9 protein-coding genes and 7 pseudogenes are annotated in these 16,307 nt (G+C 62.2%); 3 read left to right on the top strand and 13 right to left on the bottom strand.

The features are described from left to right. Positions 1-72: 72 nt before the first annotated feature. The 11 genes and pseudogenes from ACQ651_RS21450 to ACQ651_RS21500 form a co-directional block, all read right to left on the bottom strand. Positions 73-4,313: pseudogene (locus ACQ651_RS21450) on the bottom strand (strawberry notch-like NTP hydrolase domain-containing protein). Between the two features lie 141 nt (positions 4,314-4,454). Beyond that, on the bottom strand, positions 4,455-4,850 hold the full coding sequence (locus ACQ651_RS21455; protein WP_430450565.1) for a hypothetical protein: 396 nt from the start codon (positions 4,848-4,850) through the stop codon (positions 4,455-4,457). 22 nt (positions 4,851-4,872) lie between these two features. Continuing rightward, positions 4,873-5,391: a type II toxin-antitoxin system YhaV family toxin gene (locus tag ACQ651_RS21460; protein ID WP_323804460.1), complete on the bottom strand. Its 519-nt coding sequence runs from the start codon at positions 5,389-5,391 to the stop codon at positions 4,873-4,875. Next, the gene (locus ACQ651_RS21465; protein ID WP_005668772.1) at positions 5,388-5,714 is read right to left on the bottom strand and encodes a type II toxin-antitoxin system PrlF family antitoxin; all 327 of its coding nucleotides are present in this window, start codon (positions 5,712-5,714) and stop codon (positions 5,388-5,390) included. Before ACQ651_RS21465 ends, ACQ651_RS21460 begins: the two co-directional genes overlap by 4 nt. Positions 5,715-5,838: 124 nt before the next feature. Next, a pseudogene (locus ACQ651_RS21470) lies at positions 5,839-6,493 on the bottom strand (DUF6927 domain-containing protein). Between the two features lie 99 nt (positions 6,494-6,592). Continuing rightward, a complete protein-coding gene (locus ACQ651_RS21475) occupies positions 6,593-7,186 on the bottom strand; it encodes a regulator (protein ID WP_430450566.1) in 594 nt (197 codons plus the stop codon). A gap of 74 nt (positions 7,187-7,260) precedes the next feature. Next, positions 7,261-9,263 (bottom strand): annotated as a pseudogene (locus ACQ651_RS21480) (ParB N-terminal domain-containing protein). Positions 9,264-9,418: 155 nt separating this feature from the next. Then, positions 9,419-9,766 (bottom strand): annotated as a pseudogene (locus ACQ651_RS21485) (DUF3768 domain-containing protein). Between the two features lie 135 nt (positions 9,767-9,901). Then, the gene (locus ACQ651_RS21490) at positions 9,902-10,093 is read right to left on the bottom strand and encodes a DUF6330 family protein (RefSeq protein ID WP_430450567.1); all 192 of its coding nucleotides are present in this window, start codon (positions 10,091-10,093) and stop codon (positions 9,902-9,904) included. Positions 10,094-10,149: 56 nt separating this feature from the next. Further along, a pseudogene (locus ACQ651_RS21495) lies at positions 10,150-11,091 on the bottom strand (ArdC family protein). A gap of 39 nt (positions 11,092-11,130) precedes the next feature. Beyond that, positions 11,131-11,618, bottom strand: a pseudogene (locus ACQ651_RS21500) (hypothetical protein). 276 nt (positions 11,619-11,894) lie between these two features. On the opposite strand from ACQ651_RS21500, the gene ACQ651_RS21505 reads away from it, so the two are divergent. From ACQ651_RS21505 to ACQ651_RS21515, 3 genes are read left to right on the top strand one after another with little or no spacing between them, the layout of a single operon-like run. Beyond that, on the top strand, positions 11,895-12,257 hold the full coding sequence (locus tag ACQ651_RS21505) for a hypothetical protein (RefSeq protein WP_430450568.1): 363 nt from the start codon (positions 11,895-11,897) through the stop codon (positions 12,255-12,257). A 30-nt stretch (positions 12,258-12,287) separates the two neighbouring features. Then, positions 12,288-12,740, top strand: a complete 453-nt coding sequence (locus tag ACQ651_RS21510; protein WP_430450569.1) for a Fic family protein — start codon at positions 12,288-12,290, stop codon at positions 12,738-12,740. A 26-nt stretch (positions 12,741-12,766) separates the two neighbouring features. Beyond that, the gene (locus ACQ651_RS21515) at positions 12,767-13,099 is read left to right on the top strand and encodes a hypothetical protein (RefSeq protein ID WP_430450570.1); all 333 of its coding nucleotides are present in this window, start codon (positions 12,767-12,769) and stop codon (positions 13,097-13,099) included. A gap of 822 nt (positions 13,100-13,921) precedes the next feature. Here the strand turns inward: ACQ651_RS21515 and ACQ651_RS21520 are convergent. Continuing rightward, complete coding sequence (locus ACQ651_RS21520; RefSeq protein ID WP_430450571.1) at positions 13,922-14,170, bottom strand: helix-turn-helix domain-containing protein; 249 nt, start codon at positions 14,168-14,170, stop codon at positions 13,922-13,924. 1,435 nt (positions 14,171-15,605) lie between these two features. Beyond that, a pseudogene (locus tag ACQ651_RS21525) lies at positions 15,606-16,307 on the bottom strand (AAA family ATPase); the annotation flags it as partial.

A 16,307-nucleotide genomic window follows, 5' to 3' on the forward strand; every position in this document is an offset into this window, starting at 1 on the left:
GCGCGCGCCCGGAAAGCGCAGACCGGCCAAATCCCGATCCGCGACGCCCGACCGGAAGCCCGCTTTGACTTTTCAGGCGGCTTGTTCTGCCGCTTTGGTGGTTCCCTGCCCAACGATCCGGGCCAGAATGCTTCCCGTGTCGACCCCGTCCCCATGCGGCAGGAACACCCGCAGTTGGAAGGCGATGATCTCGGTGAAACATCCCATTGCCTTGAGGCCGTCGATCATGCCCTTGATCCGCACCGCCCAAGCTCGAGGCGCATCTCGCCTGCGACGCGGCGACGGGTCAGGGTGAGACCCCGGCCCAGATCGACAGGCGCGGTGGTGCCGAGGGCGGCGGTCAGCATCTCCTGCGGTGTTTGCGGGTTGGAGACGAGGAAGCGGGCGCGCAGCGCGGCCGCCCCTTCTTCGCTCAGCGTGCGCCCGATCATGGCGGTCGCCCCGTCCGGCGTGACCCTGTAGATGCGTTCATTCGTGGTCGGAATGTCCTTCCAGATCGGCAACAAGAGCCCGGTCAGTAGGTAGAGCTTGGTCGTGGTGGTTTTTGGCAGCGACGCTGCCTCGGTATCCCAAAGCCCTGCAAAGTCGGGCCTGTTCGATCTCTTCCCAGGCCGAGGACTCGAACCGCACCTCTTCGAGATAGCTCGACCCGTTAGGCCGCACTGCCTTGCGCATCAGCGTCACGATATCCTCGTCATACATCTGCATGGGGCGCGCCGAGATGAGCGCCGCGCGACCGGAGGCGCGATTGACCATCGGTAGCTTGTCGGGATTGCGCGACATGGCCTCTTCGGCCCCAAGGACGTGGACCGGGTCGGTCACCTCGAGCCCGATGATCCGCGTCACGGCGCCGGATTTCGGGCAGGTCCAGAGATCCTCGGTGGAGACCTGCTCGATCTTTTCGCCGCGCAGGGTTTCCACGCCGAGATCGAGTGTGCCCGCCGCGCGCGCCCGTTCCGTCTGATCGGCAATCCGGCGCATGAACTCGGCAAAGAGTGCGTTCTGCATGTGGATGGGAAGGGCCAGAACCCGGTTGAGAAACCGCTGGATCGGCGGAAGCTCCTCAAGGAGCACCCCGTCCTTGTCGATCAGCCGCAGGGCCGTCCAGTCGGTGAAGCTCTCGTAGCTCATCGCTTCAGCGCGCCCGGCGGCAAGATCGGCGAAATACCCACGCAGTGCGGCCCGTGCGATCGGGCTTTCGAGATTGTCCTCCTCGCGGAACATGCCCTGCGAGCCGGTCTCGCGCTGACCCTTGGTCAAGGCCCCCAGCTGGTCGAGGCGCTTGGCGATCGTCGAGGTGAAACGCTTCTCGCCATGCACATCCGAGGTGCAGACCCGGAAGAAGGGCGCGCTGACCTGAGCCGAGCGATGCGTGCGGCCGAGCCCCTGGATGGCCGCATCGGCGCGCCAGCCGGGCTCCAGAAGATAGTGCCGCCGCCGTTTCTGGTTCTTCGCCGTTTGCGCCGCGTGATAGGACCGGCCCGTGCCGCCCGCATCGGAGAAGATCAGGATATCCTTCTCGCCGTCCATGAAGGCTTGGGTCTCGGACGAATTGCTGCTGGCGGCGCGCTTCTCGATGAAGAGGTGGCCATCGTCCGGCCTTCAGAGGTCGGATCGACCTTCCGGTCACTTCGGCCACGGCCTCGTCGCCAAAGGCCCAGAGGATCTGATCCAGCGCCGAAGGGATCGGGGCGAGCGTCATCAACTCCATCATGGCCGCATCGCGCAGGGCGAGCGCCTCGCGCGAGACAACCAGGGCGCCATTCGCATCCCGCAGCGGCTCCACGACCATGTTCCCGTCGATCTCCACGAGCTTCTGGGCATGGATCGGGAAGGCCTGTTCGAGGTAGCCCAGGACGTAGTCGCGCGGCGTCAAGGCACCCTCGACGAGTTCGTCCTCGGGATCCATCGTCTCGCCGGCGTTTCAGCAGGCTCTCACCTGTCGAGACCACCTGGATGACGCAAGCCTTGCCCGCCGCCAGATCGTCCTCGATGGCGCGGATGATGCTTGGAGCCTTCATGCCCATCAGGAGATGATTGAAGAAGCGCTGTTTCGTGCTCTCGAAGCGGGACTTGGCCGAGGCGTTCGGCGGCCGGCGCATTGGTCTCGCCCGAGGCGTCGTTGACGCCGGTCGCTGTCAGCGCGGCCTCGAGATTGTGATGGATCGTCCGAAACGCATGTCGCATATGCATCGTAGATCTCGATCTGGGCCGGGGTGAGCGCGTGTTCGAGCACGTCATACTCCACGCCATCGAAGCTGAGGGCGCGGGCCGTGTAGAGCCCGAGCGTCTTGAGATCGCGCGCGACCACCTCCATGGCGGCGACACCGCCGGCTTCCATCGCCGAGACGAAACTCTCGCGGCTCGGGAAGGGGTATTCGGGACCCTGCCCCCAGAGCCCCAGCCGCGCGGCATAGGCCAGGTTGTGCACGCTCGTGGCGCCCGTGGCCGAGATGTAGAAGACGCGAGCGCGGGGTGCTGCCAGTTGCAGCCGCAGGCCCGCAAGGCCCTGCTGGGAGGGTTTGACCCCCCTGCCCTGCTCGGACCCGGCTGCGTTCTGCATGGCATGGGCCTCATCGAAGGCAAGCACGCCTTCGAACGCCTGCGCCCATCCAGTCGAGGATCTGGCTCGAGTCGCGTGGTGCCGCATTTGCCCGCGGACCGCAGCGTGGCGTAGGTGACGAAGAGGATGCCGTCGCCCATCGGGATGGGCTGGTCCGGTTTCCATTTGGAGAGCGGCTGGATGTCGGCTGGCGAGCCGCCGAGATCGGTCCAGTCGCGGATCGCGTCCTCGATGAGCGTGGCGGATTTGGAGACCCAGATCGCCTTTCTGCGCCCGGCCAGCCAGTTCACGAGGATGAGCCCCGCGCATTCGCGCCCCTTGCCGCAACCGGTGCCGTCGCCGAGGAAATAGCCGAGGCGATAGGCCCGTGCGTCCGGGTCATCATCGGCGCGCGTCAGCTTGGTCTGGTCGTCATCGATGGTGAACCGACCTGGCAGGTCGCGCCTCATGGGCATCATGCGCCATGATGATGGTCTCGAGCTGCGCCTCGGAGAGATGTCCCTCCTCGATCAACCGTGCTGGGCAGGCGCAAGTCATCACTGGCCCGTGTTTGAGGGCATGGGCGGGGCAACCGAGGCCATGGCGATGCTTTCAACGAGCGGCGTGGGATGTTCCTGCGCATCCGCAATCTCGATCCGTTGCGGACGGTAGCGCGCATAGATGTCTGAGATGGGCATGTTGTCGCGCGGGATATCAAGGCTCTTGAAAGCTGAGCGGGACAACGGCATTGGCCCGAGGTTTGGAGGCGGCGACAGGCGCAGCGGCGGTCTTGCGCGGGGCAGATGATGGAACGGTCGGCCGCCCGTGAGGGATCGCCGCCGCCTGTTGTACGGGGCGCATCTCGGTCCGGGTCGCGGCCACGGCGTCGACAAAAGGAAGGGCTTCGTCCAGAGTCCCGCACACTGGCGCGGATCATCTCGCCGTCTTCCTGCACCTTGTCGAAGACCATGAGCTGGGTTTCGACAGAGGTGCCGAGCTTGTGGTAGACCTGCCCCGGCATCGTCAGCGCCAGGCGCGGCGTCAGGAGGCCGCAGGCGCGGGACCAATGCGCGGCATCGCGTTCGGGCGTGAACCCCGGCGGCATGATCGCCACCAGGCGCCCACCGGGCGCGAGACGCTTTGCAGCCGCGATAAGATGTTTGGCGGCGATGTGCCTGTCTCGGGAGCGATCGACCGAGGAGGCGAAGGGCGGATTCATCACCACGATGTCGGGCAGAACCGGCGTCTGCAGCAGATCGTCGATATGCTCGCCGTCATGGCCCGTCACCTCGCCGCCGAAGACCGCGCGCAGGAGGCGCTGGCGAAAGGGGTCGATCTCGTTGAGCAAAAGCGTGGCACCGGCCCGGGCGGCGAAAGCGGCCAGGGCACCGGTGCCAGCCGAGGGCTCCAGCACGGTCTCGCCCTTGCGGATCGCCGCGGCCCGCACCACCAGGGCCGCGAATGGCAGCGGCGTGGAGAACTGCTGCAACCGGATCTGCTGCTCTGACCGGCGCGTTTCCGTCAGCAGCCGCGAGGCAAGCAGCTTTGCAGCCGGCGATGTCACCTGCCGCGACCGTCCCCACGGAGCAGCTACCTGGATGGCCGCGGCCTGCATCAGGTCATATGCCATGCGCCAGTCCCAGGCACCGCCGGCATCGCTGCCATGAAACGTCTCGCGCATGATGCGCGCCAGCGCTGAGCTGCGCAGGGGTTGGTGGTCGATCTCCGCGCCGATCTGCGCGAGGGCAGAGGCGAGGTCAGTGTCGGAGATTGCGAGAGCCGGATTTGCCGGTTCTGGGCTTGGACATGGGGATTTTCCTTTGGATCAGGGTCTGAGTTCCAAAGGACAAAAAGCCCGCTCTTCGCTTTTCAGGGTGACGGGGGTCAGACCGCGCTGACCTCCAAGGCTTGGTCAGGACTTGGGTTCGACCTCCCGTTTCGCATCAATCAATGCCTGTGCGGCCTGCATCACCTGAACCTGAGATGTTCCCGAGCGTGCATCCTCCAGCGCGGCCTGCACCTGCGCGCGAAACCAGGCGTCATACGAATTGACATCAGCCGCCACGGAAATGCTCCTCGAGACCCCGATATCCAGCATGCTTGCCGAGGTCATCGGGCATTGTCTGCAACGCGCAGCGCAATTGGCGAAACGGTGCCCCGTCAGGCTCATGGCGCGCATTGCCCCTCGAGACCGAGGTGCTGCCCATCCTTTTCCGCCTCGATCGATTGCGCTTTCTCCGACCGTATTATCAGCCGAGGCTACATCTTCCAGCGTGGCGTCGTAAACGGCAATGCCGTTGAGGGTCACGGCAAGGCTTCCACAGGCCCACTTACCGATCAGGCACCGCTTCAAGGGACGTCTCGAACCGCTTGTCCGCCGCCGCAGCTTCTTTCAAGAGCGCGTCGAAATTGTCAGGTGGATTGCCATCTTCCAGCATCCCTTTGAACGTCGCATAGGCATCCGTCTTGCTGCCGTAGGCGCGCAGGGTCTTGTCGTCGTTCACCCAGGCCACCACGATGACCTTCGCATCGCTGTTGAACCGATAGAACAGCCGATACTGCTGGAAGAATTTCGCCCGGAACCAGTGCTTGCGGTGATCGCCGAGTGTGCCGCCTTGCCGGAAGGCGGCGGCACCCGGATCTGCCGGTATGGCCTCGGTGACCAGCTTGAAGATGGCGGCCAGCCGTTTCGTCGGGTTTTTCTTGCGCCAGGTCTTGGGATCGCGAGCCTTACGCGCCTCGACCTCCAGGGTCAGCCCTTCGAGCTGGTCCAGAAAGAGCGGATGCGCATAAATCGACCATCCATTTACGACAAGGGGCGCTTGGGCGGGCACGCTATCGCCGCTCATTCATCCTCGAGCGATAGCGGCGCATCGAGATCGACGTCAACGTCTCCGACCAGTGCTGCAAGACGGTCATGCAAAGCCCCATCGAACGCCCGAATGCGGTCCGGATGCGCCTTGATATCGGCCTCGACAAAATCGAGAAAGGCTCCGAGCACGGGATCTTCCTCGTCGCTGCGCACGGGCTCGATATAGACCCTGCCACTCGGCTCGGTGCAGTAACGAATCTGGTCGCCCTTGCCCAGCTTGAGCTGCTTGCGCACACCCGCCGGCACGGTCGTCTGATACCGATCCGTGAGTTTCGAGACATCTTGTGCGAGGGCTGTCATGGCAGTCTCCTGAAGAAAAGGTTCTTTGCTGCCCGCGATAGGTAATGCATTTGCATTGCCTTGTCAAGACAAGCCGCAGGATCTGCTGTCGCCGGGCAGGTCGATGAACCGTCCGGCGCAGGACCTAATTTCGCCCCGCCAGGAACTCCGCCAGCACCGGGCTAGCCGCACCCTTCGCGGAGCTGAGCAGCTCCGAGCCCGCGAGCGAGGCTTTCGACAGGCGTACGAGCCCGCCGGTTTCCTCGATGCGGTAGCAGCGGCGCTTTTGCCGCCCGCGCCTGTAGTGGGTCGCGGTGACGATCTGGCAGGTGCTGCCATCGGTGAGCGTCACAGGTGCTGCGAGCTTGATCTTGTCGCCTTCCTCGTAGTCCGGGATCGCAGCCCAGTCCTGGCAGCGCTGGCGCCAGGCATGAGCATAGCTGTCTGGGATCTTTCAGCTCGGACAGCAGGGCCAATAGGCTCAGTGGCGCGCGGGATTCGACCGGTCCCGCGCTTTCCTCCATGTCCTTGTAGCCCCAGCAGCCGTCATCGTATCGGGTGAGGAAGACAGCCCCGAAAGTGATCGAGCCATCCGCATCGGTCACATAGGTCGCGTCCTCGACCGGCGAGCCGTCGATACTTGTGACCTTTGCCGCCGCATACCAGGTCGAGCCCACCTTGCAGGCCTTGACCAGTTCCGTCTTGCGCCTTTCGCCCTCGAAGGTGCAGAGCCGGGCAATCTCCGCTTTCTCATCCGCGTAGGTCTGGACGCGGCGATCGGTATAGAAGAGCCATCCCATCTCAGAGTCCTTTCTCTCATTGGGGAAATTGTTTGTCGCCAATGTCCCGAGAGCGCGAAGCGCGGCAGGGTATTGGCGATGCTGATCGTGAGAAAGGGCCTAAGCCGCCCTCCGGTCATCGATTTCCATCAGCGCATCGAGCGGCACGCGGTAGGGCTGCATGGCGTCGAAATCCTCGCAATTGCCGCAGTTCTGCACGATCGCGAAGGTGTCGCAGGCATCCTTGAGGATGACCCGGAAGGTGCCGCCGAGGCCTGAGGGCACCTCGTAGGTCCCGCCGATGAGATAGTCCGAGGCCCGGCGCACGAAGACGCGGATGCTGTGGCCATCGGTGGCGAGCCGGATCGCCCCCTGCCCCCGGTCTATGAGCACCTGCACGTCATCCAGGATGTCGGTGTAGAACTGGCCGGTCAGATCGCGAAACGCCATGCGGCGCTGCGCCATCCAGTCGGTATCCCGAAACGGGTTCATGCCATTGGCGAAGGCAAAGGAGGGATCGGCCTGTTCGGTGGTGACGATACGGGTGGTCGTGCCATCGATGCCGTTTGAGCGCAGATGCACACCATTGCCGACGATGAGGATCAGGGCGGGCCTGTCCACGGGCCCGTTCCAGTTGGGCAGGAAGGTTTTGCAGGCGCGCGCATGGGCGATCTGCGCCGCAACAGCGGAGGCAGAGAACTTGAGAATAGCCATGGGGATGTCTTTCCGTTGGGTGTGGGAGGGTCGACCCGCGCGGCGGAATGCCTCGCGCGGGTCGCGTGATGGACTCAGGCCGCTTGCGCGACCTCGCTGTCAGGCTTCGGGGTTTCCGCAGCGGGCTCCGCCTCATCAACAGGCGATACCGGCGGTCTGCATCATCGGCGGGCACCAGGCGGCCACGGCAGCGCGCTGCGCGTCCGTGAGCGTGGCGAAGGGCTCGGCGAAGAGCTTGTCGCAGAAGGCGACGATCTCCTTCTTGCTCGACGAGGCCAGCGTCACCGCCTCCTGGGCGAGACCCAGATCCTCGCCGAGGATCTTCAGGAGCCAGGCCTTCTTGAAGCGGTTGAAGAGCGCCGCATTCGGCGTCCAATGTGCGCGAATGTCGGGCATGATCTCGATCTCGAACGTCATGCATCAGGCTGTCGCGCTGCGCGGTCCCGCGCGAAGCAGGACTGCGTGGTGCTGGCTGTGGCATAGGCCACGAGCTTGGCCTTCTCCCCTGCATCGAGCGCGCGAAACGCCGCGAACTGATCGGCGGGCGCGCGGGTGTCATCGAGCCCAGGAGAGATCAAGTGCGTCATGCGCCGCCGCCACCTGCTCGAGCGAGGTGCTCGTCGATCTCGTCCATCTTGGCATGGCTGCGGTATTCCTTGCGGGCATCGATCTTGATCGCCTGCGTGACACTCATGCCGCTGGCCAGAACGTCGCTGACCAGCTTGAAGAGCGTCAGATCGAGCGTGGCTTCCGGATGCAGCGCCATCGCGGCCCCAAGCGCCATGGCTCGCTCGGTCTTGAGGTCCTCGGCCAGCGAGGCCGGATAGGTGATCTCGATCGGCGTCTGGGGCCTCCTCCCCGGTCGGTGCTAGCCGAGGAGCCGCTGCGCGCACGCTCCTTTTTGACGGTGTCTTCCGGGCGGACGAGGCCAACATGGAGGGTCATCCTGCCCGCCCGACCAGGACGCGATCACCCCAGACCGCGCGAGGTCCTCGGCGCTGTAGGCCTCCTGCAGGTCGCGGGCTTCCTCTTCCAAGCGCGTCCACGCGCTCGTAAAGCGCGTTGTAGGCACTCGTCCTCGAGCCCCTCATCCTCCATCTCGAGCTGCGAGTTTCTCAAGCTCGGCGGTGATCTCATCGACGCGCTTCTGGCGCAGCCTCATCGGGCTCGATCGGGCCGGGATAGACGCGGCCGTAGTCGGCCATGGTCGCGTAATCATAGCGGACCATGGCATCGGCCCAGGCAAAGCCCAGCTTTATGCGGTCCTCTTCGGCGGCGGCACCGAGCTTCTCGAGCAGGATGGTCTCGACCAGCGCGGCATCCTCGAGCACGGAATGCTCTTCCAGAAGATCAGCCGCGACGGCGCCGCCCCGCGCCTCGTAGTCCGCGCGCACGAAGGCCCCGATATCGTCGCTGACCTGCACACCGCGGGACTTCAGCGCGTTGCGGACGGTATGGGCCTGCACATAGCTGTCCTCCCTGGTGAGCGCCTCGAAGACCTCGCGCTGCACCTCCTGGCTCGGGTGCTCGGCGAAGGCCTTCATCGTGTCGAGCGTGATCGTCTTGGCCCGGGCCGCGGCGCGGATGTCGGGGTGGATCAGGCCATAGCGCAACCGGCCTTTCACGGCCGCCACCGTGGTGCCGAAGGTCTTTGCGATGGTCTCGGGCGTCTGGCCGTCGACCTCCATCATCCGGGCGAAGGCCTCGAACTCGTCGATGGCGTTCATCGGCGCCTGGGTGATGTTCTCGGCGAGCGACAGCGCCGTGGTCGACATCGCAATCGTCAGGGACAAGGCGGCAGTCCACCTTGGTTTTCGCCGTGAACCCCTTGGCTGGCCTTGTCGGCGATCAGCTCCTTCAGCGCGGCATGGCGCCGGCCACCGGCGAGGACAGCGATATTTGCCGTCGAGCTTCTGGACCAGGAGCGGCTGCAGGAGACCCAGAACGGCGATGCTGGCCTTCAGATGGGCGATGTTCTCGAGGATCATAGGTTTCCGGCGAGTTGCTGCGCACATTGGCGGGATGTGAGACCAGATCGCCGATGGCGACGGTGAGTGGGTTTGAAGCTTGTGGTCATGGGATGTCCTTCTCGATGGGTTTGAGAGTGGCCCGCGCGGTCTATCGCGCGACCAATCCCCGGCTTCAGGGATCACCACGACAAAAGGCCCACTTTCCCTTTGAGGGGTCAGCGGGCCTTCATCGCCTGGGCTGTCAGGAGGGGTGTCCCCTCCCCTACCAGTCGCGCGCCAGCATGATGGTCAGCACGCGCATGGTGGTGGCGGGATTGTCCGGGGCCTCGGCGCCATAGCGGAAGTCGGAATCCGCCTCATAGAGATCCAGTTTCCAGAACACGGTCTCGCCGCGGACCTCGACCGCCCCGAAATCATGCCATCCTTCGGGATCGTTCTCGGGCTCGAATGTATCGAACATGCACCGGTGGCCTTCACCGCCTCGGCCATGAAGCCGTCACCGGCCTCCATAAGTGAGCGGGTGACATGCATGCGGCCCTGGATAGGCTGGCGCGGGTGGCACACCGAGGCACGCGAGCTTGCGAAACGCGTCGTTCTGCGCCGCGATCACACTCGGATCCGGACGGTCTGGCTGGGGTTGTGCGGTACATGGTCATGGGGATCTCCTTTGAGAAGTTTGAAACACCCTTCCCAAAGCCCGCTTTTCCTTTTCCTGCTTGGCGGAAGGACCGAAGCAGAAGGTGCCCTACCCGAACAGCCCTCTGGGTCTGTAATTCGGGTTGGGGATGGTTTCGATCCAGCCGCCCTGTTCCTTGATGCTCTCGAGCGCCGCCGAGAGCGGATAAGCGCCCTCGGACGGGCTCCACCAATAGGCACCGCGTTTGAAGGTGATGATCTTGCGGCGGCCGTCTTGGTCGGACGGCAGCAAGAGCAACACCCGCAGCGATCTTGGGTTCCTTGCGTGACATAGGAAGTCTCCGTTCTCTCGTGTGGTCAGGCGGCCTCGGCTCTGCGCCCTGCCCTGCCCGCTTCCGATCGTGCGATCAGATAATCACTGGCGCGCTGCGCATCGGCGGCGTGCTTGAAGATCGCGCTCTTGTCCGAGCGCAGAACGCGCAGCCAGTTGTAGAGATAGGCGGCATTCATCTCGAGCGTATGCGCCGTGAAGCCGAGCGTCTGACCCAGGAACACGGAGGTCAGTTCTGCGACGATCTCTTCGCGCGCGTAGGCCGTGTTGCCGAACTTCGAGAGACCCGAAATCGCGGTTCAGTCGATGAGGGGCTTTCGTGGCATGAGCCAGCTCATGCGGCCCAGACCCCGTAGAAATTGCGCGGGTCCTGGAACCGCGTGATGGATGGCATGTAAACCTTGTCCACGGGGGGCAAATAGTACGCCTCCGTCCCCGTGAAGACGGTCGTGATGTCGATGGCATCGAAAAACGCCTGCATGTGCGGGATGGGCTCGGACGGCGGATGCTCGGGCACGGGCTCCGGGTCAGGATAGAAGCTGTCGGGCAGGCCCTCGATCTGGCAGGCATTGAACACGCGGTAGGATTTCTGGAAGCGGAAGACGCGGGCCTCCTCGGAGCGATCATCCCCGTCGCTGCGGTCATCCTCATCGCCGGCGTCTCTCCGGCTTTGACCGTAATAAACGACGACAGAGGACTTCTCGCCCTTGCGGACCTTTGCGTCCAAGGCATTGGCTTGCGGCAGCGTCATCCAGAAAGGTGAGCTGTGGCCCGCCATCACGGTGCGCATGGTCAGCAGGAAGTTGTTCACCCCCTGGTAGGGTTCACCGCCCACGCGCAGGGGGCGACGAGCTGCCGCCTGCCGTCCAGGGCTTGCGCCACGGCAGGACGCCGCGCTCGATGATGCGGATGATTTCGTTTGTGATGACCTCGGAGGCATCGAATTTGGGCGTGCGGGATCGGGCCATGGCTGGCCTCCTTTCGAGTGTTGGTGAGAGGAATGGGGATCAGATTGACCGACGGGGCCGCGGATCGTTGGCGATCCTGCGCGCCGAGCGCTTCGACCATGTCGATGTAGGTGGTCAGTGAGACGGACCTGCCGGGACCCGCAAGGTTCAGGGTCGCCCGATCCGTCCCGCGCCACCCGCGGCAAGTTCGCGAAGGCGATGACATCGGTGACGGGTCGGATATCGATGAACGGCGTCCCTCGTGCGACCGCAAGAGTGGCCAAGGGAAAGCGCTCGATCGGCGCGAAACTCGACACGGTGGTCCAACCGAGATGGATGAACGTCCCGCCCTCTCCGCAGATCACATGCGCGTTCGGCAATAACGCCGCCTGCTTCAGATAGCCGAGATCACGCAGGACGGTCTCGCGCTCGAGCCGCTGTGCCAGCGCCGTCTGGCCGGTTCGGCGCAGGTCCTTGTGTCGCCACCACGAGGCAGCGGTTGCGCGCAGCACGCGCAAGACACCTGTTTGCATGGGAATGTCCTTCATCAGGAACGGCAGACCGGAACCCGGCCCGGACCCATCTGAGGGACCCCAAAGGCCCTCATCCGTCAGTCACAAAACCCGAAGAACACTTTCACTCTTTCGGGACCCTTTGGGCACACAACAAAGCCGAATAGCCCGGCACATCTGCCGAAGCCATTGATTTCATGCAGCAATTCTAGATCGGCACCCAAGATCGGCAACGCATATCGGCAAAACCTTGCTTGAAATACGAAATGTGCTTATTTTTCAATTACTTTGCAAACATGGAAGATCGGCAAAATGCTGGAAACACCCGCCAGGATCGAACCCTGCTTCTTCGAGGAGCATATGCCCACAGAATTGGCAGACCTTTCGGTCGACATCCAGAGGGAAGCCACCGGGCTGGGACAAGGGCTGCATCCTGACAGCGCAGCCGAGCTTGCCGATCTCGTCCGTGTGATGAACTGCTACTACTCCAACCTGATCGAAGGACACAACACGCGCCCCCGCGACATCGAAAGGGCGCTGGCTGGTGCCGAGCTTGGAGGAAGAAACCCGTCCCTCTCGCCCTTGAGGCCCGGGCGCACGTCATCGTGCAACGGGCCATCGACGAGATGCATCGCAAGGGCACCCTGCCCCGCCCCACATCCGTCGAATTCCTGACTCTGGGTCCATAAGAGCTTCTACGACGAGATGCCTGATGAATTTCGGGTCATCGAACATCCCGATGGAACACAAGAGCCCATCGTTCCAGGACGCATGCGTCAAGACGACGATCGGGAAGTCGCGGTCGGGCGCCACCTACCTCCCTCATCGTCGCGCGTCGCGGCATTCATGGACCACTTCGACAAACGGTTTCAGATTGCGGCGCGGTCTTCGAGCGGACGGATCATCGCGATCGCATCCGCCCATCACCGGCTGAACTACATCCACCCTTTCCCGGATGGCAACGGGCGCGTCAGCAGATTGATGTCTCATGCCATGGCCCTCACAGCGGGGATCGGTGGCCAAGGGCTCTGGTCCGTATCACGTGGGCTGGCCCGCGGGCTAGCCGATCGGGGCGAGTACAAACGGATGATGGATCTGGCCGACAGCCCACGCCGTGGAGACCGCGACGGGCGCGGCAACCTTCCGAGGCGGCACTGAAGACGTTCAGCGAATGGTTCCTGAAAGTGACGCTCGACCAGATCACGTTCTCAGCAAGACTGTTCGATCTCGGCGGATTGGACCAGCGGTATCGTCGTCTTGTTGCAGATACCATCGATGACAAGCGAGCGCCGGAACTAATCTCGGCGGTTCTTCGGCATGGCGCACTGGAACGAGGCGACGCGCAGATTGTGCTCAAGACGTCGGAGCGTACGGCTCGCAACACGCTGAGCAAACTGACCGCCGCTGGATACCTGACTTCCGCCTCGCCGAAGACGCCCGTTCGGTTGGCGTTTCCGTTGGATTATCGAGAGCGGCTCTTTCCAAACCTGTTTGGAGACGGTGACCTCCCACAATAACTTTAGGGCATTTAGGGTGCAATGCCTGGCCGCCGATTTCTTCCATGGGTGGCGAGATTTCCATCAAGGTTGCTCGTGTGGCACTTGTCCACCGCGGACAAGTGCTGGTCTGAGATAAACTGAACAACCACCACGCGCCGCTAGGTGCGTTTGGACAGTTCCGGCTGCCACAAGCGCCGCTTCCGTTCGAAGTCCACCGCTGGACATTAGACAGTTCGCTCATTGTGTTGACAGTCGCTTGATCAAAGCTAGTGGATCAAATTGGTTTTGCCTTCTGACCCAGGGTGATACTGTGAAAATACGCCCCAAAATCCCTGATGCGTTTTCCAAGCTGTAGCATGATGAAGATCGCGCATGACGCTTTCTGAGCTCCTACAGCATTCTTGGCTTTCTGAACGTCTCTGGATAATGCTCATCATGGGTGCAAGTGTTCATACGGCTTTCAATGTCCAACCAGTTTCTAAGTCTCTGTGGAGAACGATGTTGCCTGATCGCAGACTGAGGTCAGCAAGTGTGGTTTCAGTTTTTCATCGGCTATGTCGTTATCTAAATCTTTTTTTTCTTCTTTAGACTTAGATTGGCGCCGACAGTTTGTCCGTCATTGGCGGGCAATTCCATAGTTTCAGGCGGGTCATCCGGGGTAGACAAACTCTGGCATTCTGCATCTGTATTGGCGAGCAGAGCGTGGTATTCGGGGAGGCTTAGCTTCCTGCGTAGAGCTCTCCGTGCGTGGTTGATGAATGTGCGCTGCTGGGATCGTACTCTTCCAAATGGGCGAGCTTTGTAAGGATCTGTTTGCGGACAAATATCCGATCTCGCCGGTTATTCTCCATCTCTGCGCGATGGATAAGGTCTCGCTCGCACGTTGGAGCAGGGGGCGAGAGACAATCCATAACTGATGCACTCCCCGCCGGATGAGCGAACGCGGTAGCGCTTTCGGTTCGAGCTGTCATTGCGCTTGATGAATCCGAGTTCAACGAAACGGTTGATGTGCCTGCGGAGTGTCCGTTCGTCGATCCCGCCAACGCGCCGGCAGAGTTGAATTGTTCGACGCAAAAACCGTTTCGCCATGGCCAGGCTTCAGGAAACTGAGCATTGCTTGAAGTGTCTGTATGTGACCAGGGCGTAGACCAAACACGCTGCGTCGCATCTCTGCAGGGCTCTGAAGACTGGTCCAGACGTCGGTTTCAGATGGGGGAAATGAGACCGCAGGTTGCATCTAGCACCTGCGTGCGATCGATTGAAAGTTTTGTAAATGCCATGGTTTATCTACACGACGACCGTTTTCGGCCCACAACTTCCCGTCTCCTTCCCAAGATTTTATCTGGCATGAAAAGGCAATAAAAATCACGTCCACCGAATCGGTGACTCTTGACCGGTGCTGCTGGAGGTTGCTACATCATAAGTGCTAATCAGATGATGAGGGCTCTCCAGGGGAAACTTTGGGGGCTCTTTCTTTCTGGTCTTCGCTTTTCTCCTCTGCTCGGTGTTTCTCTCTGTGGCCTGGGTTAGGAGCCCAGAGCCGCTCTCATTCCGCCACTGCATCGAAGAGTTGCAAAAGCGTAGCTTCCGCACGCTCTTCGAGCCACTGGCCGAATTCCGGATTGTCCTTTTTGGCGATCTTGATGCGCGATCGCTCTTCTGATCGAATGTCAAGCGTCCGACAGAGTTGCCGCTCTCATCCTTGACGACGGAGTCACGCCGCGACTGGGAACGGTTTGCTTGGTCTGCCCCACGCGCCTTGCGCGAGCAAGCAGAATAGACCGCCTGAAATCTCTCTGAACTTGGAGTGTCGTCGGGCAGGGCGGCGAGTCGCCTCTCTTGGCGATGTCCACCAAGTCTACCTTTGCCGAGTAGGCGGCTAAATCACCCCACTGCCGTCGTCCGATGCCATGTGCCGGCCCGATCAGCCTTGAACAAGCCCATCAGGCAGTTGCTCGATGATCGACCCGGTGGTTGGACACGCCTTGCCGGGTTAAGGCCCAAAGCATCCTGAATGACACCGGGTTTGTACCCAGCTTCTTGCATCTCTTTGATAAAAAGAGATTTTTCTATGAAAGACGGATCAAGCCGAAGGTTGTCCTCCTTGGCCTTGAGCGATCAGCGATGCGTCGTCGTCCAAGGTCCGAACGATCGCCTTGACCGTTCCGCCGATCTTGCGGAATGGCGGCACAGTCTGCGGCGCCCGTAGATGATGCGGTATCTGATCGGGTTGGATCCGTGATGGGCGGACCATGATGGGCACTTGCTGGCCATGCCTGCGAATGCTCTCGGCCAGCTCGTCGATGCTCGCTGTCCTCCAGGACCAGGCGGATCCCGCGAAGGCCATCCACGTCGATCCGGTCGGGTTCGATCGTCCGCGGATCGAGTTGGCGCGTGATCTCGCGCAGGAGTCCCGCAGCCCGCCGACAGAGCCGGGCAGCTTCGCAGTCTTGACTTGCGGCAGGGAGGGGGTTGCCGCGCTCCTTGTCATCCTTCGGAGGTTGGTTGAAAATGTTGCGGGCCATCAGCGCCGCCCCCATGCCATCTGAATCGTCTGCTCCAGTTCATCGGCAACGCCGTTCACGCTGGTCAGACGCACGATCAAGCGTCTTGCTGAATGAGCTGGCTCGGGTCGACTTCGTAGACGGTTTGCTGGGTCATGCCCGGCGTCCGAGATCGCAGTCGACTTCAGCATGGGTTCGGTCATCGACCTGACCGGCGAGGATTGAGCGCAGGTAGCCCGCCATTTGGGTTTGCGGCCCGTCCGACGGCTCGTAGCGTGTGATCAGGAATTTGACGTAAATCCCATGTCACACGCCGTCCGATCGCTTCTTCCACGGCCTTCTCCGTTTCTGACGCAAGTTTCAGGAATTGGCTCATGGAAGCGATGTCGAGCATGCCCGGCACGACGGTTACCAGGAGCCCCGTAGAGGCCGCCAATGCCGTGAGAGTCAGAAAGCCGAGTTGAGGAGGGCAGTCGATCAATACGATGTCGTAATCTGCGCTCTACCTCCTCGTGAGCGTTAAGGGCGGCGAGGTGGCCCGCAAAAATGGGCTGCATCCGACGGGCGAGCGCGCTTGCTGCCCCGGTTTCGTACTCCGGGAGAGCATCTGGCCCGCCGGAACCATGTCGAGTTTGTGTAAGTAGGTCTTTCGGATCACGTCAGAGAGCGGAACCTGATCCTCATATCTCAGAGCATCATAGATTGTTCCGGCCCTCGGCGAA

This window comes from Rhodophyticola sp., from assembly GCF_965284195.1.
Classification (GTDB): Bacteria; Pseudomonadota; Alphaproteobacteria; order Rhodobacterales; family Rhodobacteraceae; genus Rhodophyticola.